We start from the raw sequence: 22,661 nt of genomic DNA, 5'->3' as shown, positions 1-22,661 counted from the left end.
GTAGACCCGTAATTTGTAGCTGCCCGTATTTCTAGAGTACGGGCTTTTTTTTGAAATTCTTTACTAAAAACTGTAACAATTCAAATTTATACTCGTCTTTATAATAGAGGAAAGATCTAAATTTTTAAAAAACACATTTACCTATTATGTAATACAAAGTATAAGGTATAGCAATTAAAGGGGTCATTCATCAATCAAAAACCGGTAAATTCTATTCATCAAAACTAAGAATTTGCCAAAAGAAACATTCTAGTATTATGCAATACAAGGATTTATTTATAACATACTAATCATCAAAATCAATCAAAAAATGAAACAGTTATTTCTAATTTTAGCAATTTGCATCAGCAGTTTTACTACCAGCGCCAATGAAGCCGTGGGCAAAATTTCGGGTTCAGTTATGGATGGCGATCTCGAAGAACCTATCCCCTACGCCACTATTAGTATTACAGATGGCGAAGGAAAACTTATATCTGGAAATACCTCTGCTGCCGACGGAACTTTTAGTATAGAAAAAATTCCCAATGGCACTTATACCTTTAAGGTTCAGTTTATGGGTTATAAAACTTTCTCTAGACAAATTGAAATCACCAAAAGCAAGAGCGATTTTAATTTAGGAAATATAGAGTTAGAACCAGATGTAGCGATGTTGGATGGAGTAACCGTCGTTGCAGAACGCACCACGATAGAACAGCGAATAGATAGAAAAGTAATTAACGTTGGTAAAGATCTTACCACTACTGGTGCCAGTGCTTCAGAAATAATGAACAACGTACCTTCTGTAAATGTAGATCAGGATGGTAATATTGCACTTCGCGGAAATTCTAATGTACGCATTCTTATAGACGGAAAACCAACCAATATAGACCCCGCGCAATTACTGAAACAAATTCCTTCCACTTCTATAAAAACTATTGAATTAATTACAAATCCTTCAGCAAAATATAATCCTGAAGGAATGAGTGGGATTATAAATATTATTCTGCATAAAAATGCCAACGATGGATTCAACGGAAATATAAATACCGGGGTAACCATTGGTGAAAATGCTCGTTACAATGGTTCTCTGGATATGAATTACCGAAAAGGAAAATTTAATTTTTATGGAAATTTTGGTACTCAATTTGGCGATCGCAATAATCTTGGACGAATTAATTTTACTGAAGATAATTATCGGCAGGCTTTTGATATAACTAATAAAAGAGAATCCTACCTCTATAAAGTAGGTGTAGATTTTTATTTAGATGATAAAAACACCTTTTCTTTTTACACGAATCAGAATCATTACGACGGGGGACCACTGGGAGCTTTAAGAATAATTTACCCCGAAAATCCAGAATTAAATCTGGCGCAAAACCTGGATGCGAATTTTAATAATACTAATAGTACATTCAATTTTGCCTACGACCGAAAATTTGAAAAGGAAGGACATAAAATTCTACTTGAATTAGATTATAATAGCTTTGACGAGGATGAGAATTCTATCTTCGGTTTTGAGGGAAATACTAACGGGTTTGAAGATTACCGCGATCATGTTAAGGATACCCGTGAAAATATAATTGCCAATATAGATTATGAAAATCCGCTTTCAGAGAATAGTAAACTGGAAATTGGTGCAGAAGCTAGACTTTTAGACACCGATAATGTGTATACAACCAGCAGTGATTTCCTTAATGATGCTACTTACCAATACCAAAGAGATATTTATTCATTTTACACCACCTATGGACAGAATTTTGAAAAATGGTCTTATCAGCTTGGTGCAAGATTAGAGAATTTTAGCGTAGATGCAATCTTCAATGGGGAAAATGTTTTTAATGACGAATACTTTAATATTTATCCAAGCGGATTTTTAAATTACACTCCAGATGAAACCAATTCCTACCAACTAAGTTATAGCCGAAGGGTGGATCGCCCTGGTTTTGGACAGGTTAATCCTATTCGCGAAATAAGCACACCAAGATTAACGGTCTCCGGAAATCCTGAATTAGACCCGCAATTCACCAACTCTCTGGAATTCAATTACACCAGAAAATTCAGTAAAAAGGGAAGTCTAACTGCAGGAGTTTTCTTCAGAAATATTAACGATGAAATTAGTCAGGTTTTTATAGAAGATCCTAATGAGCAAGGTTCGCTTTTACTCCAATTTGACAATTTTGAGGATAATAATGCTTACGGGCTGGAACTTGGCACTAACTATAAATTCACCGATTGGTGGAGTACCAATACCAATTTTGAATTATACAGTCAGCAGCTTAAAGGAGTAGTTGGGACCGAGTATTTAGAAACCGATAATACAGCCTGGACCTTTAGAACCAATCATAGTTTTAAAGCGACGGATAAATTGACTTTCCAATTATTCGGTTTTTACAGAAGTAAAGCACAAAACCTGCAAATGGATATGGATCCAATGTACTTTATGAATATAGGTGGCCGCTATACCTTCCTGGACGATAAGGCAACCTTAAGCCTAAATTTTAATGATGTTTTTGATACGCAGGAGTTCAGTTTCACCAATGGCAGGCCTTTACCGCAAGATGGAAGGTTTAAAGGCGAAACCCAAAATGTTTATTTAGGATTTTCATACCGGTTTGGAGGTGGTAAAAATAAAGTCTTAAAAAGGAAACAAAGAGAAAGTAACGAAGCCGAAGGTGGCGGAATGTTCTAAAGAATTTAAATAGTTTGTTTTAGTTTGATTAGCCAAAAAACCCGGTAAGCAATTACCGGGTTTTTATTTTTTGGAAACACTGTATTTAGTTCTGTTTCTAAAAGATTGTATTATCTAAAACTTAGATCCCGAAATGAATTCTGGATGACGCTCAAAAACTAAGCTTCTACCGCATACATTTTATCGCGTTGTTCTTTGATCTTTTTATCACTCATATATTCATCAAAAGTAGCATAACGATCTATGGCACCTCCCGGCGTTAATTCAATTACACGATTTGCTACTGTTTGGGCGAATTCATGATCATGCGTGGTAAACATCACCGTCCCTTTAAAATTCTTTAGCGAATTATTAAAAGCGGTAATAGATTCCAGGTCAAGGTGGTTTGTAGGCTCATCTAACATCACAACGTTAGCTCGCATCATCATCATTCGGCTTAACATACAACGCACTTTTTCACCTCCGGAAAGAACTTTAGAAGTTTTTAAAGCTTCCTCGCCACTAAATAACATTTTACCAAGGAAGCCGCGAATATAAACCTCTTCTCTTTCCTCGTCGGTTTTAGCCCATTGTCTAAGCCAGTCTACCAAAGTAAGATCATTGTCAAAAAACTCTGAATTATCTAACGGAAGATAAGATTGATTGGTAGTAACTCCCCAGGAATATTTTCCAGCTACGGGCTGTTGATTTCCGTTTATAATTTCATAAAAAGCGGTGGTAGCTCTAGAGTCACGAGAATAAACCACAACTTTATCGCCTTTTGCAAGGTTGATATTTACATTTTTAAATAATGTTTCCCCTTCAATTGAAGCTTCCAGCTTTTCTATATTCAGGATTTGGTCGCCGGCCTCACGTTCGCGTTCAAAAATAATTGCGGGATATCTTCTGCTTGAAGGTTTTATATCTTCAATATTAAGTTTATCAATCATCTTTTTACGAGAAGTAGCCTGTTTAGATTTGGCTACGTTCGCACTAAAACGCTGTATAAACTCCTGTAATTCTTTCTTCTTCTCCTCAGATTTTTTATTCTGCTGTGCACGTTGTCTCGCTGCAAGTTGGGAAGACTCATACCAGAAGGTATAATTCCCACTAAAATGATTTATTTTTCCGAAGTCAATATCAGAAATATGAGTACAAACGGCATCAAGAAAGTGACGGTCGTGAGAAACCACGATTACCGTGTTATCATAGTTTGCCAGAAAATGTTCCAACCAGGAGATAGTTTCGTAATCTAAATCGTTGGTAGGCTCATCCATAATTAGCACATCTGGGTTTCCAAAAAGCGCCTGGGCTAAAAGTACTCTTACTTTTTGAGTACCATCAAGATCTTTCATTAAAGTAGCGTGATATTGCTCTTTAATTCCAAGATTGGATAGTAAAGAAGCGGCATCACTTTCGGCATTCCAGCCATTCATTTCTTCAAATTCCACCTGCAATACCCCTACTCTTTCTCCATCGGCATCGCTAAAATCTTCTTTCATATAGATCTCGTCCATTTCCTTTTTGATTTTAGCTAAGGGTTGGTTTCCTAAAATTACAGTTTCCAACACAGGCGTATCATCATATAGGTTATGGTTTTGCTCCAGTACAGACATTCGCTTGCCAGGCTCAAGATGTACGCGCCCAGAAGTAGGCTCTGACTTTCCTGAGAGGATGTTTAAAAAAGTAGATTTTCCGGCCCCATTGGCTCCAATAATTCCATAGCAATTGCCCTGGGTAAACGTAGTGTTCACTTCATCAAACAAAACACGCTTGCCAAATTGAACCGAAAGATTTGATACTGAAAGCATAAAATTAGAATTTGTAAATTTTTGCAAAAATAGCCAAACTTCAAGACTTATCTAAAGATTAACGTTTTTATTATTCTTTTAACTCTCGATTAACATTCGGGGTATTTAGCTCAGCCTATATTTGCGCCTACTGCTGTTTTTAGCAATTTCCCAAAGGCTTAGTTCTTAAAGATCTACATGAAATATTATTTACTTTTTTTTCTTATCGGAGTTATACTTTTTACCGGTTGCAACAACTCTAAAAAAGACCAGAAAGAAACTTTTGTAGGGGGTCAAATTATGAACCCTTACAATCCCTATTTTATACTTTCTAAAGACAATAAAACCATTGACACCCTCTTTTTAGATCAAAATAACCAATTCGGGAAAAAATTTAAAAATCTGGAACCAGGAATTTATAGTTTTAAACATCCACCCGAAAATCAAATTATGTATTTAGAACCTGGAGACAGTATTCTAGTTTGGTTAAATACTATGCAATTTGACGAATCACTTAATTTTAGTGGTAGCGGGGATGCAAAAAGCACTTTTCTATTAGATATGTTTCTCAATAATGAAAGCAACAATAACTTAATGCTTTCCTATTACAAAATAAACCCTGTAGAATTTGCAGGAATTACTGATTCTATAAAAAATACAAGGAAAAATAAACTTGAAGCTTTAAACGAAAAGAAGAATTTCTCAGAATCATTTTTAGAACTTGCAAACAACAGTATAGATTATGATTACTATCACCTACGTGAACGCTATACTTTTTTAGTTAAAAAATATTACAATGAGCTTGCCCAGCAAATCCCAGATGATTTTCATGCTTACCGAAATAAATTAAATTTCAACGATACCAGGCTGAAGGAATATTACGGTTATCTCAATTTTATTGAAGACCACCTAAGAACACGTTCTATTGAGCGATGCCTGGAAAAATTTGATACAAATTCCGACTGTTTTGAACTACACTCTGTAGACAATATTAGCTACCGAATTAATCTTGCCGACTCTCTAATAAATAAAGAAGAAATTAAAAATATTTTTATTAATCGATTGGCGATTCAGGGAATGGTGTTTTCCAACAATACTGAAAAGATTGATAGTATATTAAGTATTCTTGAAAAGGTTAAGTACAACGGAGAAAATTTACCCGATTTAAAGCAAATGGCAGAAATTCAAAAAAGTTTGCTTCCGGGAAATGATATAGGAAATTTACCCTTAGTAACACTGCAAGACAAAGTGGTACGTTTAAAGGATATATCAGATAAACCAATTATCACTTATCATTGGTCTATGGAGGCTCCGGAACATTTTAAATGGCAACATAATATTATTTTTAACCTGCGGCAGAAATATCCGGAATTAGAATTTGTAGGCATAAATATCGATAAAAATTCAAACCAAAGTTGGAAAAATACAGTTCAGGCTTTTAATATGGATGAAAAAAGTGAGTTCAAATTAAGTTCCACGAGCATCAATATGAATTTACTTAAAAATTACCTTAATAAATTAATCTTCCTTGATACTAATGGTAATATTGTAAACGGAGAAGCACAACTCAATACTCCCAATTTTGAAAGGCAAATTTTGGAGTTTTTGAACGAATAAAAAGGCTATTTAAAGAGTTCTGATTACGCCACGTCAAGCTAAATTTATTTCAGCTTCTAGTATGTTAGATCTCCGAACAAATTTCGGAGCAAGCTCTGAAACAAGTTCAGGATTGAGTTAAACTTAACACCTCTCTAAATAGCCTTTCTGGAAAATCTTAATCAAAAAATCTTACTGATTCCCTTTCTTATAATCAGATAAAAATTTCTCCAAACCAATATCTGTAAGTGGGTGTTTTAATAAACCTTCAATAGAAGAAAGGGGCCCGGTCATTACATCTGCACCTAATTTTGCGCATTCTAATACGTGCATGGTATGACGAACAGAAGCAGCAAGAATTTCAGTTTCAAATCCGTAATTATCATAGATCAATCTAATATCGGCAATAAGGTTTAAACCATCAGTAGAAATATCATCTAAACGTCCAATAAAAGGAGAAACATAAGTAGCTCCCGCTTTAGCAGCCAATAAAGCCTGCCCTGCAGAAAACACTAAAGTACAGTTGGTTTTAATTCCGTTATCACTAAAGTATTTTATTGCTTTTATACCTTCCTTAATCATAGGAACTTTCACAATAATTTGCTCGTGTAATTCGGCCAGCTCTTCCCCTTCTCTAACTATTCCGTCAAAATCGGTTGCAATTACCTCAGCACTAACGTCTCCATCTACAATCTCACAAATTTCTCTATAATGCTTGTAAATATTATCTTTTCCTGTAATTCCTTCTTTCGCCATTAAAGAAGGATTTGTAGTTACTCCATCTAAAACGCCAAGTTGTTGCGCCTCTCTTATTTGATCAAGATTAGCAGTATCAATAAAAAATTTCATAATCTATAGTTGTTTGTTAAAATGTTGTCTTCGCAAATTTATAATTTATAATGCTTAAGCAGCATTTTTTCATAAACTTTATCGGGCAAAATTCGCTTTAAACCAACTGAAAATTTCTGAAGCGCCTCCCCCACTTTGTAATGCCCGCGAGGATCTTTTTCCTGAATAATTTTATGCACCGCTTTTGCCATCAATAAAGGATCTTTCCCTGCATCTACATCTTCATTCATTAATTTTAAAGTATTCCCATAAGATTCCTTATAAGGAGAATCTTCCAGCACCGGCGCGTGATACCGTCCTGCTGCAATATTGGTCGCAAAATCACCCGGAGCAACGTTGGTCATTTTTATATTGAAATCTTTTAATTCCATTCTAAAAGCTTCGGTAGTAAGTTCCAAAGCTCCTTTTGAAGCTGAATAAATTCCGCGGTAAGGCAGGCCCATATAACCGGCGATAGAAGTAATATTTATGATCAAGCCACTATTTTGCTTTCTCATTTCAGGCAAAACCGCTTTGATCACTTTTATAGGTCCAAAATAGTTAGTCTCAAAAGCTTTGACGATTTCTTCATCTGGAGTCTCCTCTATGGGACCGGTAATTCCAACCCCTGCGTTATTGATAAGCACATCAATCTTGCCCTCTTCAGCAATAATTTGTTGAATGGCAGTAGTGATAGTTTCTTTTTTGGTTACATCTAAAGCAACCATTGCAAAAGGAGGATGGGAAATTTTTGCCGGATTCCGGCTGGTACCGTAAACCTTAAAATTATGTTTAGAAAGATATTCGCCTATAGATTTTCCAATTCCGGAAGAAGCTCCGGTAATAAGCACTACTTTTTGAGGAGAAGTATTTGTTTTCATAGGTTGCAAATATGCGATAAAAAATAGAACCTTTTAGAAACAAAAAATGGCAAGCTCCCCACATCACACCGCTACGACCGCCTACCCTTGCTGCGTTCCCGCCCTGGGGGATTCAGCAGGAGCTGGTTGTGTGGGACTTGCCGCTGCAAATATACAATCTTTCCTACTTTGCGCAAGTATTTTTTAAACCGAATTAAGTATTTTAGCGAGGTATTTAATGTAAAAGAATAATGAATAAATTTAAGTTGCTGTGCCTGTTATTATTAGGCTTTTTAATTTTTTCCTGCGGAAGTAATTCTGATAAAAAAACTTCTTATTTTAAGCTGAAAACTGCCGAAAATAAGACCGAATTTAAGCTGGGAGAAACGATTGAAGGTTCTATAGAAAACCTAAAAGACCGCCAAATAGATTCTATTCAACTTTATTTCCAACAGCAATATCTTCAAACTTTAAAAGCGGCAACTTCTTTTTCGGTTCCACTTGAGAATACAAAGTTAGGACGACAAAAGCTGGAAGCCATTGTTTTTTCTGAAGGAGAAACCGATACTATTAGCGATAACCTTAAAATTTTAAACAACCAGTCACCTAAAGCTTATACTTACAAAGTAATTAAGGAATACCCGCACGATAATGAAGCTTATACACAAGGTCTGGAATTTTACCAGGACACCCTATATGAAAGTACCGGGCAATATGGCAATTCTTCCTTGAGAAAACTCAACCTGGAAACCGGAGAAGTTTTAAATAAAATAAACCTGGAAGACAATTATTTTGGCGAAGGCCTTACGATTCTTGAAAATAAGCTTTACCTGCTAACATGGAGAGAAAAAGAAGGCTTGATTTATAATCTTGACGACTTTGAACAAACCGGCACTTTTGGTTATAACCAAAGTAAAGAAGGTTGGGGTTTATGTAATGATGGGGAAAAGCTTTATAAAAGTGATGGCACTGAAAAGATCTGGATTTTAGATGCTAAAACCTTAGCGGAAAAAGATTTTATCCAGGTGGCTACCAATACAAAAATTTATTCCAAGTTTAATGAATTGGAATGGGTTGACGGAAAGATCTATGCCAATACCTACCAATTTCCAAGTGTCACTATAATTAATCCTGAAAATGGCGCTATAGAAGGTGTGATCGATTTTAGGGGATTGCAGGAACGCTTAGGTAATCTTGATGATTTGGATTCTCAAAACCACGTGCTTAACGGAATTGCCTATAACCAAAATACCAACAAAATTTACGTGACCGGGAAAAACTGGGACAAAGTTTTTGAAGTAGAAATAATAGAAAAATAATGGCTGAAACCCCGGAAATATTTGAACAAAGCTTTTTAGTTGAAGAAAGGCACTTAGATGAACAGAACCACGTAAACAACGTGCAGTATGTACAATGGGTGCAGGATGTTGCTAAAGCGCATTGGGAATCGCGAGCCACCAAAGAGCAAAATGAGAAATTTTTCTGGATCGTGGTTACTCACGAAATTAGTTATAAGCAACAGGCTTTTTTGGGCGATAAGATTTTACTGCAAACCTATGTTGGTGAAACTTCTCATGTAAAATCTGTGCGGCACGTGATTATAAAAAATGCTGAAACCGAAAAAGTTTTGGTAGAAGCCAAAACCACCTGGGCACTTATGGACCAGGAAAAGAAAAGACCAACGAAGATCTCTGAAGAATTAAAGAAAGTTTTTCAGCAATAATTTACACATTTCAGAAAAGTGCAAAAAAAAGCTTATTTGAAAGTTTGTTATTTTCCGTCATCCTGAACTTGTTTCAGGATCTAGCACGAAAAAACTTTTTCAAATAAGCTTTTTTAAAATTCAGCTATAAAAGAAATTACACTTTAAAAAGTGGTTTTCCTTTCATCATTGCTTTTACTTCATTTTTAACCGCTTCCAGTTCACTTTCATTATCTATGTTAGTGATTACACGCTCAATAAAGTCTACAATTTTAGGCATATCAGCTTCAATAAGTCCGCGAGTTGTAACGGCAGCAGTACCAATTCTAATTCCTGAAGTCACAAATGGCGATTTATCGTCAAAAGGCACCATATTTTTATTTACGGTGATTTCAGCTTTACTTAAGGCTTCTTCAGCTTCTTTTCCGCTTACATCTTTATTTCTAAGATCTATAAGCATACAATGATTATCGGTTCCACCGGAAATTATATCATAACCTTTATCCATAAATGCTTCGGCAAGTTTCGCTGCATTCTTTTTCACCTGCACGGTGTAATGCAAAAACTCATCGGTTAAAGCTTCTCCAAAAGCAACCGCTTTTGCAGCGATAATATGCTCTAAAGGCCCGCCCTGGTTTCCAGGGAAAATTCCGCTGTTAAGCAAAGTAGACATTTTTTTAAGATTCCCGTTTTTCAATTTTTGTCCAAACGGATTTTCGAAATCTTTTCCCATCATTATAATTCCGCCACGAGGCCCACGAAGGGTTTTATGCGTAGTTGAAGTTACGATATGGCAATGAGGCATTGGATCGCTAATTAAGCCTTTGGCGATTAGACCGGCTGGATGGGCGATATCGGCAAGTAAAATTGCCCCTACACTATCGGCGATCTCCCTAAATCTTTTATAATCTATTTCTCTTGAATATGCCGAAGCTCCGGCGATAATCATTTTAGGTTTTTCCTGTTTGGCTATTTCAGCAACCTGGTCGTAATCTATAAGTCCGGTTTCTTTATCTACCCCATAAAAAACAGGATTGTAAAGTTTTCCGGAGAAATTTACAGGAGAACCGTGTGTTAAATGCCCACCGTGAGAAAGATCAAATCCTAAGAATTTATCTCCCGGGTTTAGACAGGCATGAAATACCGCTGTATTTGCCTGCGATCCCGAATGCGGTTGCACGTTAGCATATTCAGCATTAAATAATTCTTTTAAACGGTCTATAGCAAGTTGTTCTACTTTATCTACCACCTCACAACCGCCGTAATAGCGCTTGCCGGGATAACCTTCAGCATATTTATTGGTAAGGACAGAGCCTGCAGCTTCTAAAACCTGTTCACTCACAAAGTTTTCACTGGCAATTAACTCAAGCCCATTAAGTTGGCGTTCTTTTTCTTCCGCAATTAAATTAAATATTTCGGTGTCTCGTTGCATCTCAAAAGTTTACGTTAAATATTCCTCAAAAGTAAGAAATACATTCGGTTAATAACAGGAAAATAATATATTTGGAAACATTAGATTTCTTAATAAAAACAAAAAATTATATGCCTATTACAGCTAACGACCCAAATAGAAAAACCTGGTTGGAAACCTCGGAAAATACCGATTTCCCTATTCAGAATATTCCTTTTGGGGTATTCCTAACCCGGGACGATGTAATTACCATAGGCTCCCGTATTGGAGACTTTGCGATAGACCTTGGTGCGCTGCACCAATTGGGTTATTTTGAAGGAATTCCGTTAACCGATGATATATTTTTACAGGACACCCTTAACGATTTTATTTCTGACGGAAAAAAGACCTGGCGACTGGTTAGAAACAGAATCGCTGACATTTTTGATGTTAAAAACGAAAAACTAAGGGATAATGAAGAGCATAGACAACGTGTGTTGTTCACTTTAGATGAGATTGAAATGCAAATGCCGGTTCAGGTTGGTGATTACACCGATTTCTATTCCAGCAAAGAGCACGCGACGAATGTTGGAACGATGTTCCGCGATCCTGAAAATGCACTTTTACCAAATTGGTTACATATTCCGGTTGGTTACCACGGAAGAAGTTCTTCTATAATCCCAAGTGGAATCCCGGTTCATCGCCCGCAGGGACAAACCAAACCAAAAGATTCTGACACTCCTGTTTTTGGACCTTCAAAAAGAGTAGATTTTGAAGTTGAAATGGCTTTTATAACAACAGATGCCAATGTTTTGGGAGAACCAATTCCTATTGAAGAGGCCGAAGATTATATTTTCGGAATGGTGTTGTTTAATGACTGGAGTGCGAGAGATATTCAGGTATGGGAATACGTGCCTTTAGGGCCATTCCTGGCTAAGAATTTTGCTTCTTCAATTTCACCATGGATAGTTACTTTAGATGCTTTAGAGCCTTTTAGAACCGAAGGACCAAAACCAGAAAAAGAATTATTTCCATATCTACAAAGTACAGGTAAGAAAAGTTTTGATATTAATCTTGAAGTTTCACTTAAACCTGAAAATTCAGAAGAAACACCTTTGGCAAAAACCAATTTCAAATATATGTATTGGAATATGAGCCAACAATTGGCCCACCATACTATAAATGGTTGCCCTGTGAATTCTGGAGATATGATGGCTTCTGGAACTATTTCAGGAAAAACCCCAGATAGTTATGGTTCTATGTTAGAATTATCCTGGAAAGGTGAAAAGCCAGTAAAACTTAAAGACGGAAGCGAACGTAAATTCATTGAAGATCACGATACGGTAATTATGCGTGGATATTGTGAAAGCAAAGGTCGTAGAATTGGCTTTGGCGAAGTAAGCAGCCAGTTACTACCGGTTTTTGAACCTAAGAAAAAATAAATTTTCTTACATATTATTTATTAAAAAAGGCTGTTTGAAAAGTTATTTTAAACGACATCCTGAATTTATCTCAGCTTGCCGGCGATAAAACTTTTCAAACAGCTTTTTATATTTATTGAAGCCTCTAGGAAGTAAGCTTCAAAACTTATTTTACTCTTTTTTAGTTTTTTCTTTCTGTGCCTTATCCATAAACTCTCTTTCTTCACGGGCCGAAGCTTTATCTTCAGATGATTTTTTATTAGCATCTTTCTCGCGAGATTTATCTTTTTTATTGGCTTTTTTCTGTGATAGATCACGAAACTCCTCCTGCTCCCTATTTGAATCCTCTTCCTTTAAAGCTTCCCAGTTTTCTTCCAGCTTTTTAATATCTTCTTTTTTAGCCATTATTATTTATTTTATTGATTTTTCTACTTAAAAGATACAAAGCCGTTTTCATCAAACTTAAGCTGAAAACAATTTTAACAGGAATTTATCGACTTAACTTAATTCCTCCAATTTTGCAGCGTCAATATCCTGGTGAGAAGCGTGATGCACCACCTCTTCATTTTGTAGAATAATAAACTGAGGGCTCTCGTGTCTTACCCCTAAATTTTCGGCTACAGCATTAGACACATCGCGATGCTTTTTTAAATCCAAAAAGTAAAGTTTTGTATTTTCATCTTCCTCAAACTGACTCTCGAAATTCCTTAATACCATTTTACTAATTCCACAGCTGGTAGAATGCTTAAAAATTCCAACGGTCTTATTCTTAGATTCCTCTAATGCAATAGTAATTTGATCCTTATCGGTTAGATCTGTCCAAGGAAACGTCGACTTATCTTTAGTCTCTTCACCATCCCCTTTAAATATTTTATCCAGTAATCCCATAAATTATATTCTTTCGTATAAAATTAATTCTTAATAAATTTATTCTACACTTCAATTCAAAATTATTTTAAAAAACTTTAACCTAAGTGTCAATTTGACGTTAATTTCAGAACAAAACCGGTCAATTTGTCTTAATTTTTTAATGGTATATCAATTGCTTTATTCTTTTAAAAACAACCACTATGAACTTTAACAACTTTACCATAAAATCACAGGAGGCGATCCAGCAGGCGCAGCAACTCGCCCAGGAACTAGGTCATCAGCAAATTGAAAATGAACATATTTTTAAAGCAATAAGCATTGTTGATGAAAACGTTGCTCCTTTTTTACTGAAAAAACTAAATATTAACGTCAATCTATTTAACGATATCCTGGATAAAACCTTACAGAGTTTTCCAAAAGTTAGCGGCGGTGATATTGTTCTTTCCCGTGAGGCGGGGAAAGCAGTCAACGAAGCTTCCACTATCGCTAAAAAAATGAATGATGAATATGTTTCTATTGAGCATCTTATTCTGGCCATTTTTAAATCTTCGAGTAAAGTCGCTCAAATCTTAAAAGACCAGGGTGCAACAGAGAAATCTTTAAAAGCTGCCATAGAAGAATTGCGTAAAGGTGACCGGGTAACTTCCCAAAGTGCCGAAGAAACCTATAATGCTTTAGATAAATACGCCATTAATTTAAACCGAATGGCCGAAGAAGGAAAATTAGATCCTGTTATTGGTCGCGACGAAGAAATTCGTAGAATTTTACAAATCCTTTCCCGAAGAACTAAAAACAACCCAATGTTAGTTGGCGAACCGGGAACAGGAAAAACTGCCATTGCGGAAGGTTTGGCGCATAGAATTATTGCCGGAGATATCCCAGATAACCTTAAGGATAAAGTGATCTATAATCTTGATATGGGAGCACTTATTGCCGGGGCCAAATATAAAGGAGAATTCGAAGAGCGTCTAAAAGCGGTTATTAAAGAAGTAACTTCCAGCGATGGAAATATCGTTTTATTTATAGATGAAATTCATACCCTTGTTGGTGCCGGTGGCGGGCAGGGCGCTATGGATGCTGCAAATATTTTAAAACCAGCACTGGCTCGTGGAGAATTGCGTGCTATTGGTGCTACAACTTTAGATGAATATCAAAAATATTTTGAAAAAGATAAAGCCTTGGAAAGAAGGTTTCAAAAAGTAACCGTAGATGAGCCTGATACCGAAAGTGCTATTTCCATCTTACGCGGAATTAAAGAGAAATACGAAACGCACCACAAGGTTAGGATAAAAGATGAAGCGATTATCGCCGCTGTTGAATTATCGCAGCGTTATATCACCAACCGGTTTTTACCTGATAAGGCGATTGACTTAATGGATGAAGCAGCTTCTAAGTTGCGTATGGAGATCAATTCAAAGCCTGAAGAATTGGATGTTCTAGACAGGCGTATCATGCAGCTGGAAATTGAAATTGAAGCGATAAAGCGTGAAAAAGACGAATCTAAATTAAAAGTACTTGGAGCTGAACTCGCAAATATTAAAGAAGAACGCAATGAATTAAATGCTCGCTGGCAGAACGAAAAAGGCGTGGTAGATAATATTCAGAATTTAAAATCTGATATTGAAAACTTTAAACTGGAAGCAGAACGTGCCGAACGCGAGGGAGATTATGGGAAAGTAGCCGAGATTCGCTATGGAAAGATCAAAGAAGCTCAGGAAAAATTAGAGGAACTACAAAAAACAGTAACTCAAAATCAAAATGAAAAATCCCTGATCCAGGAAGAAGTTACCAATGAAGATATCGCAGAAGTGGTGGCTAAATGGACTGGAATTCCGGTAACTAAGATGTTACAAAGCGACCGTGAAAAATTATTGAAATTAGAAGACGAATTACATAAACGTGTAGTGGGTCAGGAAGAAGCTATTATTGCCGTTAGTGATGCGGTAAGAAGAAGCCGTGCAGGTTTGCAGGACCAGAAAAGACCGATTGGCTCTTTCTTGTTCCTGGGAACTACCGGAGTTGGAAAAACTGAGTTGGCAAAAGCCCTGGCAGAATACTTATTCGATGACGAGGCAGCTATGACGCGAATTGATATGAGCGAATATCAGGAAAGGCATTCGGTGAGTCGTTTGGTAGGAGCGCCTCCGGGATATGTTGGTTACGACGAAGGTGGGCAGCTTACCGAAGCTGTTCGTAGAAAACCTTATTCTGTAGTGCTTTTAGATGAGATTGAAAAAGCACATCCAGATACTTTCAACATTCTTTTGCAGGTATTAGATGAAGGAAGGTTAACCGATAATAAAGGTCGACTGGCAGATTTTAAAAATACTATTATCATCATGACATCCAATATGGGAAGCCATATTATCCAGGAGAAATACGAAAATATGAAAGATCCTGATACCGCGATGGAAGCAGCTAAAATCGAAGTTTTGGCTTTGTTAAAACAAAATGTGCGACCAGAATTTATAAACAGAATAGACGATATCATTATGTTTAGTCCTTTAACGCAAAAAGATATCAGAAAGATTGTTTCTCTGCAGCTTAAAGGTGTAAAGAAAATGCTGGAAAAACAACATATTGTTTTGGATGCCACCGAAGAAGCCATTAACTTCCTTGCTAGCCGAGGTTTTGATCCACAGTTTGGAGCAAGACCGGTAAAAAGAGTAGTTCAGCGGGAAGTTTTAAATAAACTATCTAAAGAAATTCTTGCCGGAAATATCAAAACCGAACATATAATTCTTTTAGATGAATTTAATGATCAGCTGGTATTTAGGAATGAAACTAATCCTGTAGAAACAGAGTAATCTTGAAATTTCAAACAAAAAAAAGGCTGGGGAAATATCCTCAGCCTTTTCTAATTTGATAAGGTGAAAATTACATCTTATCAATTTCCTTTTTCAATTCTTCTTTAGTTTTACCGGTCTTTTCCTGTAAACGACCTAGCATTTCATCAAACTTTCCTTCAGAATAAGTGGTATCATCATCAGTTACATCGCCATATTTTTGTTTAAATTGGCCTCTAACTTGTTTCCACTTTCCTTCTAATTGATCATTATTCATAATATTGGTTTTAGGTGTTAATTATAATACCAAATTAATACTTACATTCCCTTTAAACTCTCAAGGAACTCCCATATTTCTCTTAAGGATTTGTTATTTTTGAAATCTAAAATTCTTTAATGAAAAAGCTCCTATTATTAGTACTCTCGGCAAGTTTCTTTAGCTGCGCCACAACAAAAAACATTGATTATTCCAATATTAAACTGCGCTATTTAGACGATGTGGTTATTCCGCAAAACTTGGAAATTAAAGGAACTAAGGTTGGAGGACTTTCAGGTATAGATTATCACGACGGCAATTACTACCTGGTTTGCGACCAGCCTTCTAATCCAAGAATTTATCAAGCCGAAATTCCATTAATAAACCGTTCTATTGATACAGTTTTAATTACTGAAGTTATTAAACTTGATAAAAATGAAGATTTTTACAAGCAACATACCCCCGATCTTGAGGGAATTCGTTTCGATTCAGAAACCAATGAACTTGTAATTTCTTCTGAAGGTTCTATTCAAAATGGGAAAGATCCCTCGGTTTTTCATATTTCTACAAAAGGTGAATTTATTTCATCTTATAAAATTCCAGATTATTTTAAAGCCTCTGGCGAACAAAAACCAAGAAATAATGGGGTTTTTGAAGGAATAGCTGAAAGCTTTGACAAATCGGCCTATTGGGTTGCCATGGAACTTCCATTGGAAAAGGATGGTCCAAAACCTAAAATTTACGACACAGATTCTCCTATTCGAATTACAAAATTCAATAAAGAAACTCAAGAAGCCGAAAGACAATTCACTTACAAACTTGACGGAATTTCAAAATTGCCAATCAATTGGTTTGCAGTAAACGGGGTTACTGAAATTTTAGAATACGCCGAGGATAAATTCCTGGTTTTAGAACGCGCATTTTCGGCTGGTTATGGTTCTAACGGAAATACAGTGAAGATCTTCGAGGTAGATGCTTCAAAAGCTACCAATACTTTAGAAATGGAAAACCTCAAAAAATCTGATTACCAGGCTGCAGAAAAAACTCTGGTTTTCGATTTTAAAACCATTAAAAATTTTCTTACCGAGGAAACTATAGATAATATTGAGGGAATGACTTTTGGCCCACAATTACCTAACGGAAAAAAATCATTAATCCTGGTTTCAGACGATAATTTTAGTAGTTTTAGTGATCAAATAACCCAGTTTATCCTTTTAGAATTAGAAATAAAGTAAATTATGAAGCGCTACCATTTAATATTCAGTCTTATTTTTTTAACCGCGTGTAATTTTGGGGATAGGGAACCTGAAGAAATTATTGAAAACGCCAAACAACCTTCAGAAGAAATTACAACTTACTATTTTATACGCCATACTGAAAAAGATACTACAGATTCTACAAATAAAGATCCTAACCTTACTGAAGCTGGTTTGAAACGTGCCGAAAACTGGGCAAAAACATTTAAGGATATCGATTTTGATCTTATCTATAGTTCAGATTATAAGCGCACCTTGAATACAGCCAAACCTATTGCAGAGGCAAAAAATAAGGAGATAAGAATTTTTAACACCGAAAAATTAAACGATAAAGATTTTCAGGAAGAAACAAAGAATAAAACAGTTCTAGTAGTAGGTCACAGCAATCTCAACCCAGAATGGGTTAATTATATTTTAGGCAAGGAAAAATATGAAGATCTTGATGAAAGCGTTTATGGAAGTTTATTTATTGTAACCATACATCCTGACGATAGCCGAACTTCGGAGGTATTGTATTTTAATTAAAAAAAGGCAATTTGAAAACTCCTTATCCTAAAAAAATTGGGATTTATAGAGAGCTTTCAAACTACCTTTCACATCTAACTTAATCTACAATAATTATCCTTTTAGGATATTAATAGCCTTTGTGTTCACAAATTCTTTTAATCCGAAACCACCGTGTTCACGGCCGTAACCTGAATTTTTCACTCCCCCGAATGGCATATTTGGTTGTGCCAAACCGAAGGAATTTATAAATACCATTCCGGTATCAAAATGCTTACTGGCAAGCTCGATGGCTTTTTCTTCATTTTCAGAGAAAATTCCGCCTCCAAGTCCGAAACGGCTATCATTAGCAATTCTCATCGCATCCTCATCATCCTTAGCTTTTATAAGAGAAGCCACGGGACCAAAAAGTTCATCGTCGTAAGCCGGCTGTCCGGGTTTTACATTCGCCAAAACAGTGGCAGGATAATAATAACCATCTCCTTCAGGGATATTACCGCCACAAAGTACAGCAGCGCCTTTTTCCACACTATCTTCAACCTGCTCATGTAATTCGTCACGAAGATCTTTTCTTGCCATTGGCCCAAGATCGCTTTCCTCGCTTGTGGGATCCCCGGCTTTAATATTCTTCATCTTTTCTACAAAAGCTTCTTTAAATTCATCGTAAACCTTTTCTGTTACCACAAATCTTTTGGCAGCTACACAGGTTTCACCATTGTTATAGATTCTACCTTGCACACACCAATCTACTGCTTTTTTCACATTGGCATCTTCCAATACTAAATAAGCATCATTAGATCCTAGTTCAAGTACAGTTTTCTTTAGATTGGCGCTAGCTTTTTTACCAACAATTTTTCCAGCATCTGGACTTCCGGTTAAGGTTACACCACGAACCAGTTTGTGTTCAATAATGGAGTCAGACTGATCATGATCTATTACAATAACTTTAAAAAGATCTTTAGGCAGTCCCGCCTCCTTAAATATTTTTTCAAGCATAAGGCCAGATCCAGTAACACTTTCAGCATGTTTTAGTAGCACGCCATTTCCAGCCATAAGATTGGCAATAGTATATCTAACTACCTGGTACGCCGGAAAATTCCATGGTTGTATTCCGTAGATTACACCAATAGGTGAATAAGTAATTATCCCGCGGCCACCATCGGGCAACTCACGTTCTTCATCTTTTAAATTTTCGGGACCATTCGCTGCAGTCCATTCACAAATACCTGCACATAGATCTACCTCCTGTTCACTTTGCTTAAGCAATTTTCCCATTTCAGAAGTCATTAGCTTTACCAATGCATCCTTATTTTCGGTTAATTTCGCTCCAATAGCTTTAATTACTTCGGCTCTATGTTTTGGTGACTTTTCGCGCCATTGCAAAAATGCATTATGGCAATCTTCTACCGCATCTTTAGCTTCCTGATCTGTAAAATAATTGTAAGTTTCCAGCTCTTTTCCTGTAGCCGGATTAATGGTTTTAAGTGTCTTATCTTTCATAACTAATTTTTTGAAATTTAAAGTTATGAACTGAAACAAAGAATTAGAACTAAGGCGTTGTTAAAGCTTTTAGAACTTCTCGTTAATTAGGAAGAATTAACAGATTAAAGTAAGAATATTCTTCCCTTTGGGTGCCACCCAAGTCATTTATTGGTTGTGAAGATTTACTTTTATATTCTTATTCTCGATTTTTGAAAGCAATTCCAGTTGCCTGGCTTCATAAAGATCATCTAATTCTCTAAGCGGGGTATCCAGGTCATCGGTTTTATAGTTTTCATAATCCACAAATCGAATTCCCTCAATAGTTCTTGGGTTATAAGCTTTTCTAAATCGAAGTCCACCTTCGTTCACCTTAAAACTGTAAGCTAGATAATCCAGGCTGTAATCCTGGGTGTCTATCCAATACATATAAACATCTTCGTAATCGGTACCGCCACCTTCTACATCGAAGCTTACTTTAATCTCATAATATTCTTTGTCATTTATAGTGTCTTTTCCTATTAGTTCTTTATTAACTGCATCGTCATTTAAACCAAAAGGCAATTGCACGAAATAATGAACAGAATTCACTGAATTGCTATAAACATTTTTCATAGAATCAGAAAGCTGCACTACCGTATCTTTATAATAACGAGTAAAACCAGTATTGTTAACTACATCCCGATATTGCGTTCCGGTAGAATCGGCTAAGATTCTTTCCAGTTCAAATTTCCCACCTTCGCGATTACTTCTATAAGTCCCTTTTCTAAAATCGAAAGTAATCTCGGCATTCTTATAACGATCTCCCCCGGCTTTTTCAATGGCTTTATCAATAATTTGCTGCGCATTTTCTGTTTCTGATGTACAGGCGAAAATAAACGGAATGATAAGAATTCCTAGAAGGTATTTTTTCATCTTTAAAATTATAGAATTTGAATTTTCAAAACTGCCTGCAAAGGTAGTTAAAATGCTAAAACCATAAGTAACATAGGTCACCTATAGAACCGCTACAACTGTTTTTAAAAAATTCAATTTTGTTTCACTATTTTGCAGGCTCTAACTAAATATACCTATGAAAAAAAGTTTTCTACTATTGGCCTTTTTAAGTTTTGGATTATTTACCGCTTGTGATACTGATAATGACTCTGCGGAAACTCAACAATTAAACGCCGATTTATTTGGAACCTGGTTTATTGATGCAATGATTATTGAAGGTGAAGAAATACCCTATAACGACCACGAAGATTGCGGTAAAGATTATGTTGAATTCAACGAAGACGGCTCTTATAGACAAATAGATGTTTGGGGCTGTGAAGAAGATGTGGATGCAGAAGGAACGTATACAGCAAACGAAAATACCATTTCACTCACTTTAAATGATAGAGAGATGGTTGTTATGGATATTGTTACCCTAAATTCTGAAACACTTTTAGTAGAAGGTTTAGAAGATGTGGATGATGATGGTGAGGAAGAAGTAGTACAACAGCGATTTACCCGTGAGTAATTGATTATCGGAAAATACTTTAGTATAAATTGTTACGAATTTTGTAAATACATAGGCAGTTCCTTTAATGCTTCCTATTTTTGTTGATTATGAAGAAGACCAGCAATACCATAAATATAAAAAACCGCAAGGCTAGATTTGAATATGAAATTCTCGACAAATACGTCGCAGGGATAAAGTTGGCTGGAACCGAAATAAAAGCTATTAGACAGGGTAAAGCTTCTATAGCCGAGAGCTTTTGTGAATTTCAGAACAATGAATTATTCGTGATCAATATGCACGTGGAAGAATATTCTCATGCCACGCATTTTAATCATAATCCCAAAAGCGAACGTAAACTTCTTTTACAACGTCGTGAATTAAGAAAACTCGAAAAAGAAGTGAAAAATTCGGGACTTACCATTATTCCACTACGCGTTTTTATTAACGACCGCGGGCTGGCGAAAATGCAAATTGCCCTGGCAAAAGGTAAAAAACTCTACGATAAGCGAGAAACCATTAAAGACCGCGAAAGCAAACGAAAATTAGACAGGATAAAGAAAGAATACAAATAATTTCTGAATGCAGCCTGCAAAACAGATTCTACCGCTTATAGTATTTTCTCAGTTTTGCTGCACTTCACTTTGGTTTGCCGGGAACGGTGTAATGGCAAATCTTTTAATAGATTTCAACCTTAACGATGAAGCCCTTGGGCATTTAACTTCTGCCGTTCAATTCGGTTTTATTTCAGGAACGCTGCTTTTTGCTTTTTTAAGCCTTGCCGACAGGTTTTCACCATCAAAACTCTTCTTCCTTTCTGCTATTTTTGGAGCGCTTTTTAACCTTGGGATTATTCTTAAAAACAACAGCTTAAACACTTTACTCCTATTGCGTTTTTTAACCGGTTTCTCTCTGGCAGGAATCTATCCGGTGGGCATGAAAATCGCCGCAGATTATTATGATAAAGGCCTGGGGAAATCCCTTGGATTTTTAGTAGGCGCCCTGGTTCTAGGAACTGCTTTTCCGCATTTTTTAAAGACTTTTACCGGTAATGAAGGCCTAGCCTGGAGATCGGTGATTTTTGCCACCTCTTCCCTGGCTGCTATTGGCGGACTTTTAATTTTTCTTTTTGTTCCCAACGGGCCGTTTAGGAAAGCAAAAGGCAAATTTGAAGTTTCAGCGATTTTTAAGGTGTTCAGGAATAAAAATCTAAGCCGTGCCGCTTTTGGATACTTTGGGCATATGTGGGAACTCTATACCTTTTGGGCCTTTGTGCCTATTATTCTGGCAACATATAAAGTTTCCTTTCCTCACCAGGATTTTGATATTTCATTTTGGTCTTTTATAATTATAGGAATTGGCGGACTTTCCTGTGTTTTTGGAGGCTATATTTCTGAAATCGTAGGCGTAAAAAGAACCGCTGCCTCCGCTTTGTTTTTATCAGGTTTGTGTTGTTTGATTTTCCCTTTTATCACACTTCAACCTTCAGCAATCTTTCTTATCTCATTTCTATGCTTTTGGGGTATTTTCGTAATCGCTGATTCGCCTTTATTTTCAACCCTGGTGGCGAAACATGCTCCCCCGGCAATAAAAGGAACCGCGCTAACCCTTGTAAATTCTATAGGTTTTGCAATTACCATAGTAAGCATTCAGCTAATTACTTACCTAAATCAGCAATTTCCTGTTTATAGCTTAAGTCTACTCGCTATTGGTCCTGCTTTTGGTTTATGGGGATTATTTCAGAAAGCAAAAAATTAATTCACGCTAAAGTCAACAATTACAGGGAACACCAA

The 22,661-nt window shown here is 36.2% G+C and carries 20 protein-coding genes and 1 other RNA gene; 11 read left to right on the top strand and 10 right to left on the bottom strand.

Translation table 11 applies throughout. The features are described 5' to 3' along the window. The first annotated feature begins 310 nt into the window (after positions 1–310). Positions 311–2,668, top strand: coding sequence for a TonB-dependent receptor domain-containing protein (locus FG27_RS14095; protein WP_037320217.1), 2,358 nt, complete (start codon positions 311–313; stop codon positions 2,666–2,668). A 158-nt stretch (positions 2,669–2,826) separates the two neighbouring features. Here the strand turns inward: FG27_RS14095 and FG27_RS14090 are convergent, their stop codons facing one another. After that, the gene (locus FG27_RS14090) at positions 2,827–4,458 is read right to left on the bottom strand and encodes an ABC-F family ATP-binding cassette domain-containing protein (RefSeq protein WP_037320213.1); all 1,632 of its coding nucleotides are present in this window, start codon (positions 4,456–4,458) and stop codon (positions 2,827–2,829) included. A 279-nt stretch (positions 4,459–4,737) separates the two neighbouring features. Here FG27_RS14090 and FG27_RS14085 point away from each other — a divergent pair, with 279 nt between their 5' ends. Next, positions 4,738–6,054, top strand: a complete 1,317-nt coding sequence (locus FG27_RS14085; RefSeq protein ID WP_197051690.1) for a hypothetical protein — start codon at positions 4,738–4,740, stop codon at positions 6,052–6,054. 171 nt (positions 6,055–6,225) lie between these two features. Here the strand turns inward: FG27_RS14085 and fsa are convergent, their stop codons facing one another. The 3 genes from fsa to ffs all read right to left on the bottom strand — a co-directional run bounded on the left by fsa (position 6,226) and on the right by ffs (position 7,885). Then, the gene (gene fsa / locus FG27_RS14080; protein WP_037320207.1) at positions 6,226–6,882 is read right to left on the bottom strand and encodes a fructose-6-phosphate aldolase; all 657 of its coding nucleotides are present in this window, start codon (positions 6,880–6,882) and stop codon (positions 6,226–6,228) included. 38 nt (positions 6,883–6,920) lie between these two features. Further along, a complete protein-coding gene (locus FG27_RS14075; RefSeq protein WP_037320205.1) occupies positions 6,921–7,742 on the bottom strand; it encodes an SDR family oxidoreductase in 822 nt (273 codons plus the stop codon). Positions 7,743–7,786: 44 nt separating this feature from the next. Then, positions 7,787–7,885: signal recognition particle sRNA small type (ffs, locus tag FG27_RS18995), an RNA gene on the bottom strand. A gap of 87 nt (positions 7,886–7,972) precedes the next feature. Here ffs and FG27_RS14070 point away from each other — a divergent pair. Beyond that, on the top strand, positions 7,973–9,040 hold the full coding sequence (locus tag FG27_RS14070) for a glutaminyl-peptide cyclotransferase (protein WP_037320203.1): 1,068 nt from the start codon (positions 7,973–7,975) through the stop codon (positions 9,038–9,040). Next, on the top strand, positions 9,040–9,444 hold the full coding sequence (locus FG27_RS14065; RefSeq protein ID WP_037320201.1) for a thioesterase family protein: 405 nt from the start codon (positions 9,040–9,042) through the stop codon (positions 9,442–9,444). Before FG27_RS14070 ends, FG27_RS14065 begins: the two co-directional genes overlap by 1 nt. A 136-nt stretch (positions 9,445–9,580) precedes the next feature. Here FG27_RS14065 and glyA read toward each other — a convergent pair whose 3' ends face one another. Continuing rightward, positions 9,581–10,855 carry a serine hydroxymethyltransferase gene (gene glyA, locus FG27_RS14060; protein ID WP_037320199.1) on the bottom strand — a complete coding sequence of 425 codons (1,275 nt, stop codon included), beginning with the start codon at positions 10,853–10,855 and terminating at the stop codon, positions 9,581–9,583. Between the two features lie 110 nt (positions 10,856–10,965). Between glyA and fahA the strand changes: the two genes are divergently transcribed. Then, complete coding sequence (gene fahA, locus FG27_RS14055; RefSeq protein ID WP_037320197.1) at positions 10,966–12,255, top strand: fumarylacetoacetase; 1,290 nt, start codon at positions 10,966–10,968, stop codon at positions 12,253–12,255. 150 nt (positions 12,256–12,405) lie between these two features. Here the strand turns inward: fahA and FG27_RS14050 are convergent, their stop codons facing one another. Next, the gene (locus FG27_RS14050; protein ID WP_037320196.1) at positions 12,406–12,639 is read right to left on the bottom strand and encodes a hypothetical protein; all 234 of its coding nucleotides are present in this window, start codon (positions 12,637–12,639) and stop codon (positions 12,406–12,408) included. Between the two features lie 93 nt (positions 12,640–12,732). Beyond that, positions 12,733–13,122 carry a bacillithiol system redox-active protein YtxJ gene (gene ytxJ / locus FG27_RS14045; RefSeq protein WP_037320194.1) on the bottom strand — a complete coding sequence of 130 codons (390 nt, stop codon included), beginning with the start codon at positions 13,120–13,122 and terminating at the stop codon, positions 12,733–12,735. Between the two features lie 182 nt (positions 13,123–13,304). Here ytxJ and clpB point away from each other — a divergent pair, with 182 nt between their 5' ends. Then, the gene (clpB, locus tag FG27_RS14040; RefSeq protein ID WP_037320192.1) at positions 13,305–15,911 is read left to right on the top strand and encodes an ATP-dependent chaperone ClpB; all 2,607 of its coding nucleotides are present in this window, start codon (positions 13,305–13,307) and stop codon (positions 15,909–15,911) included. Positions 15,912–15,981: 70 nt separating this feature from the next. Here the strand turns inward: clpB and FG27_RS14035 are convergent, their stop codons facing one another. Next, positions 15,982–16,167, bottom strand: a complete 186-nt coding sequence (locus tag FG27_RS14035; RefSeq protein ID WP_037320190.1) for a CsbD family protein — start codon at positions 16,165–16,167, stop codon at positions 15,982–15,984. 119 nt (positions 16,168–16,286) lie between these two features. Here FG27_RS14035 and FG27_RS14030 point away from each other — a divergent pair, with 119 nt between their 5' ends. Together FG27_RS14030 and FG27_RS14025 are read left to right on the top strand one after the other, a co-directional pair. Further along, positions 16,287–17,381, top strand: a complete 1,095-nt coding sequence (locus tag FG27_RS14030) for an esterase-like activity of phytase family protein (RefSeq protein ID WP_037320188.1) — start codon at positions 16,287–16,289, stop codon at positions 17,379–17,381. 3 nt (positions 17,382–17,384) lie between these two features. Next, positions 17,385–17,927 carry a phosphoglycerate mutase family protein gene (locus FG27_RS14025; RefSeq protein ID WP_037320185.1) on the top strand — a complete coding sequence of 181 codons (543 nt, stop codon included), beginning with the start codon at positions 17,385–17,387 and terminating at the stop codon, positions 17,925–17,927. Between the two features lie 93 nt (positions 17,928–18,020). Here the strand turns inward: FG27_RS14025 and FG27_RS14020 are convergent, their stop codons facing one another. After that, positions 18,021–19,406 (bottom strand): NAD-dependent succinate-semialdehyde dehydrogenase, encoded by a 1,386-nt coding sequence (locus tag FG27_RS14020; RefSeq protein WP_037320182.1) that lies wholly within the window; start codon positions 19,404–19,406, stop codon positions 18,021–18,023. A gap of 147 nt (positions 19,407–19,553) precedes the next feature. Continuing rightward, positions 19,554–20,300: a DUF6503 family protein gene (locus tag FG27_RS14015; RefSeq protein ID WP_037322310.1), complete on the bottom strand. Its 747-nt coding sequence runs from the start codon at positions 20,298–20,300 to the stop codon at positions 19,554–19,556. Between the two features lie 157 nt (positions 20,301–20,457). Here FG27_RS14015 and FG27_RS14010 point away from each other — a divergent pair, with 157 nt between their 5' ends. The 3 genes from FG27_RS14010 to FG27_RS14000 all read left to right on the top strand — a co-directional run bounded on the left by FG27_RS14010 (position 20,458) and on the right by FG27_RS14000 (position 22,626). Beyond that, entirely contained in the window at positions 20,458–20,889 is a 432-nt protein-coding gene (locus FG27_RS14010) for a lipocalin family protein (RefSeq protein WP_037320179.1), read from the top strand. A gap of 89 nt (positions 20,890–20,978) precedes the next feature. Continuing rightward, positions 20,979–21,443 carry an SsrA-binding protein SmpB gene (smpB, locus tag FG27_RS14005; RefSeq protein WP_037320176.1) on the top strand — a complete coding sequence of 155 codons (465 nt, stop codon included), beginning with the start codon at positions 20,979–20,981 and terminating at the stop codon, positions 21,441–21,443. A gap of 7 nt (positions 21,444–21,450) precedes the next feature. Continuing rightward, positions 21,451–22,626 carry a nitrate/nitrite transporter gene (locus FG27_RS14000; RefSeq protein WP_037320173.1) on the top strand — a complete coding sequence of 392 codons (1,176 nt, stop codon included), beginning with the start codon at positions 21,451–21,453 and terminating at the stop codon, positions 22,624–22,626. The last annotated feature ends 35 nt before the right edge of the window (positions 22,627–22,661 follow it).

The sequence above is a fragment of the Salegentibacter sp. Hel_I_6 genome (genome assembly GCF_000745315.1).
Classification (GTDB): Bacteria; Bacteroidota; Bacteroidia; order Flavobacteriales; family Flavobacteriaceae; genus Salegentibacter.
This window is presented reverse-complemented; position numbering and strand designations above follow the sequence as displayed.

Bases quoted from the DNA above. Each gene is read 5' to 3' on its own strand.
- FG27_RS14015 (WP_037322310.1), bottom strand. From the start codon at position 20,300: ATGAAAAAATACCTTCTAGGAATTCTTATCATTCCGTTTATTTTCGCC.
- FG27_RS14090 (WP_037320213.1), bottom strand. From the start codon at position 4,458: ATGCTTTCAGTATCAAATCTTTCGGTTCAATTTGGCAAGCGTGTTTTG.
- FG27_RS14095 (WP_037320217.1), top strand. From the start codon at position 311: ATGAAACAGTTATTTCTAATTTTAGCAATTTGCATCAGCAGTTTTACT.
- FG27_RS14075 (WP_037320205.1), bottom strand. From the start codon at position 7,742: ATGAAAACAAATACTTCTCCTCAAAAAGTAGTGCTTATTACCGGAGCT.
- FG27_RS14020 (WP_037320182.1), bottom strand. From the start codon at position 19,406: ATGAAAGATAAGACACTTAAAACCATTAATCCGGCTACAGGAAAAGAG.
- FG27_RS14050 (WP_037320196.1), bottom strand. From the start codon at position 12,639: ATGGCTAAAAAAGAAGATATTAAAAAGCTGGAAGAAAACTGGGAAGCT.
- clpB (WP_037320192.1), top strand. From the start codon at position 13,305: ATGAACTTTAACAACTTTACCATAAAATCACAGGAGGCGATCCAGCAG.
- glyA (WP_037320199.1), bottom strand. From the start codon at position 10,855: ATGCAACGAGACACCGAAATATTTAATTTAATTGCGGAAGAAAAAGAA.
- FG27_RS14070 (WP_037320203.1), top strand. From the start codon at position 7,973: ATGAATAAATTTAAGTTGCTGTGCCTGTTATTATTAGGCTTTTTAATT.
- FG27_RS14085 (WP_197051690.1), top strand. From the start codon at position 4,738: ATGAACCCTTACAATCCCTATTTTATACTTTCTAAAGACAATAAAACC.
- fsa (WP_037320207.1), bottom strand. From the start codon at position 6,882: ATGAAATTTTTTATTGATACTGCTAATCTTGATCAAATAAGAGAGGCG.
- FG27_RS14000 (WP_037320173.1), top strand. From the start codon at position 21,451: ATGCAGCCTGCAAAACAGATTCTACCGCTTATAGTATTTTCTCAGTTT.
- smpB (WP_037320176.1), top strand. From the start codon at position 20,979: ATGAAGAAGACCAGCAATACCATAAATATAAAAAACCGCAAGGCTAGA.
- FG27_RS14030 (WP_037320188.1), top strand. From the start codon at position 16,287: ATGAAAAAGCTCCTATTATTAGTACTCTCGGCAAGTTTCTTTAGCTGC.
- FG27_RS14010 (WP_037320179.1), top strand. From the start codon at position 20,458: ATGAAAAAAAGTTTTCTACTATTGGCCTTTTTAAGTTTTGGATTATTT.
- fahA (WP_037320197.1), top strand. From the start codon at position 10,966: ATGCCTATTACAGCTAACGACCCAAATAGAAAAACCTGGTTGGAAACC.
- FG27_RS14065 (WP_037320201.1), top strand. From the start codon at position 9,040: ATGGCTGAAACCCCGGAAATATTTGAACAAAGCTTTTTAGTTGAAGAA.
- ytxJ (WP_037320194.1), bottom strand. From the start codon at position 13,122: ATGGGATTACTGGATAAAATATTTAAAGGGGATGGTGAAGAGACTAAA.
- FG27_RS14025 (WP_037320185.1), top strand. From the start codon at position 17,385: ATGAAGCGCTACCATTTAATATTCAGTCTTATTTTTTTAACCGCGTGT.
- FG27_RS14035 (WP_037320190.1), bottom strand. From the start codon at position 16,167: ATGAATAATGATCAATTAGAAGGAAAGTGGAAACAAGTTAGAGGCCAA.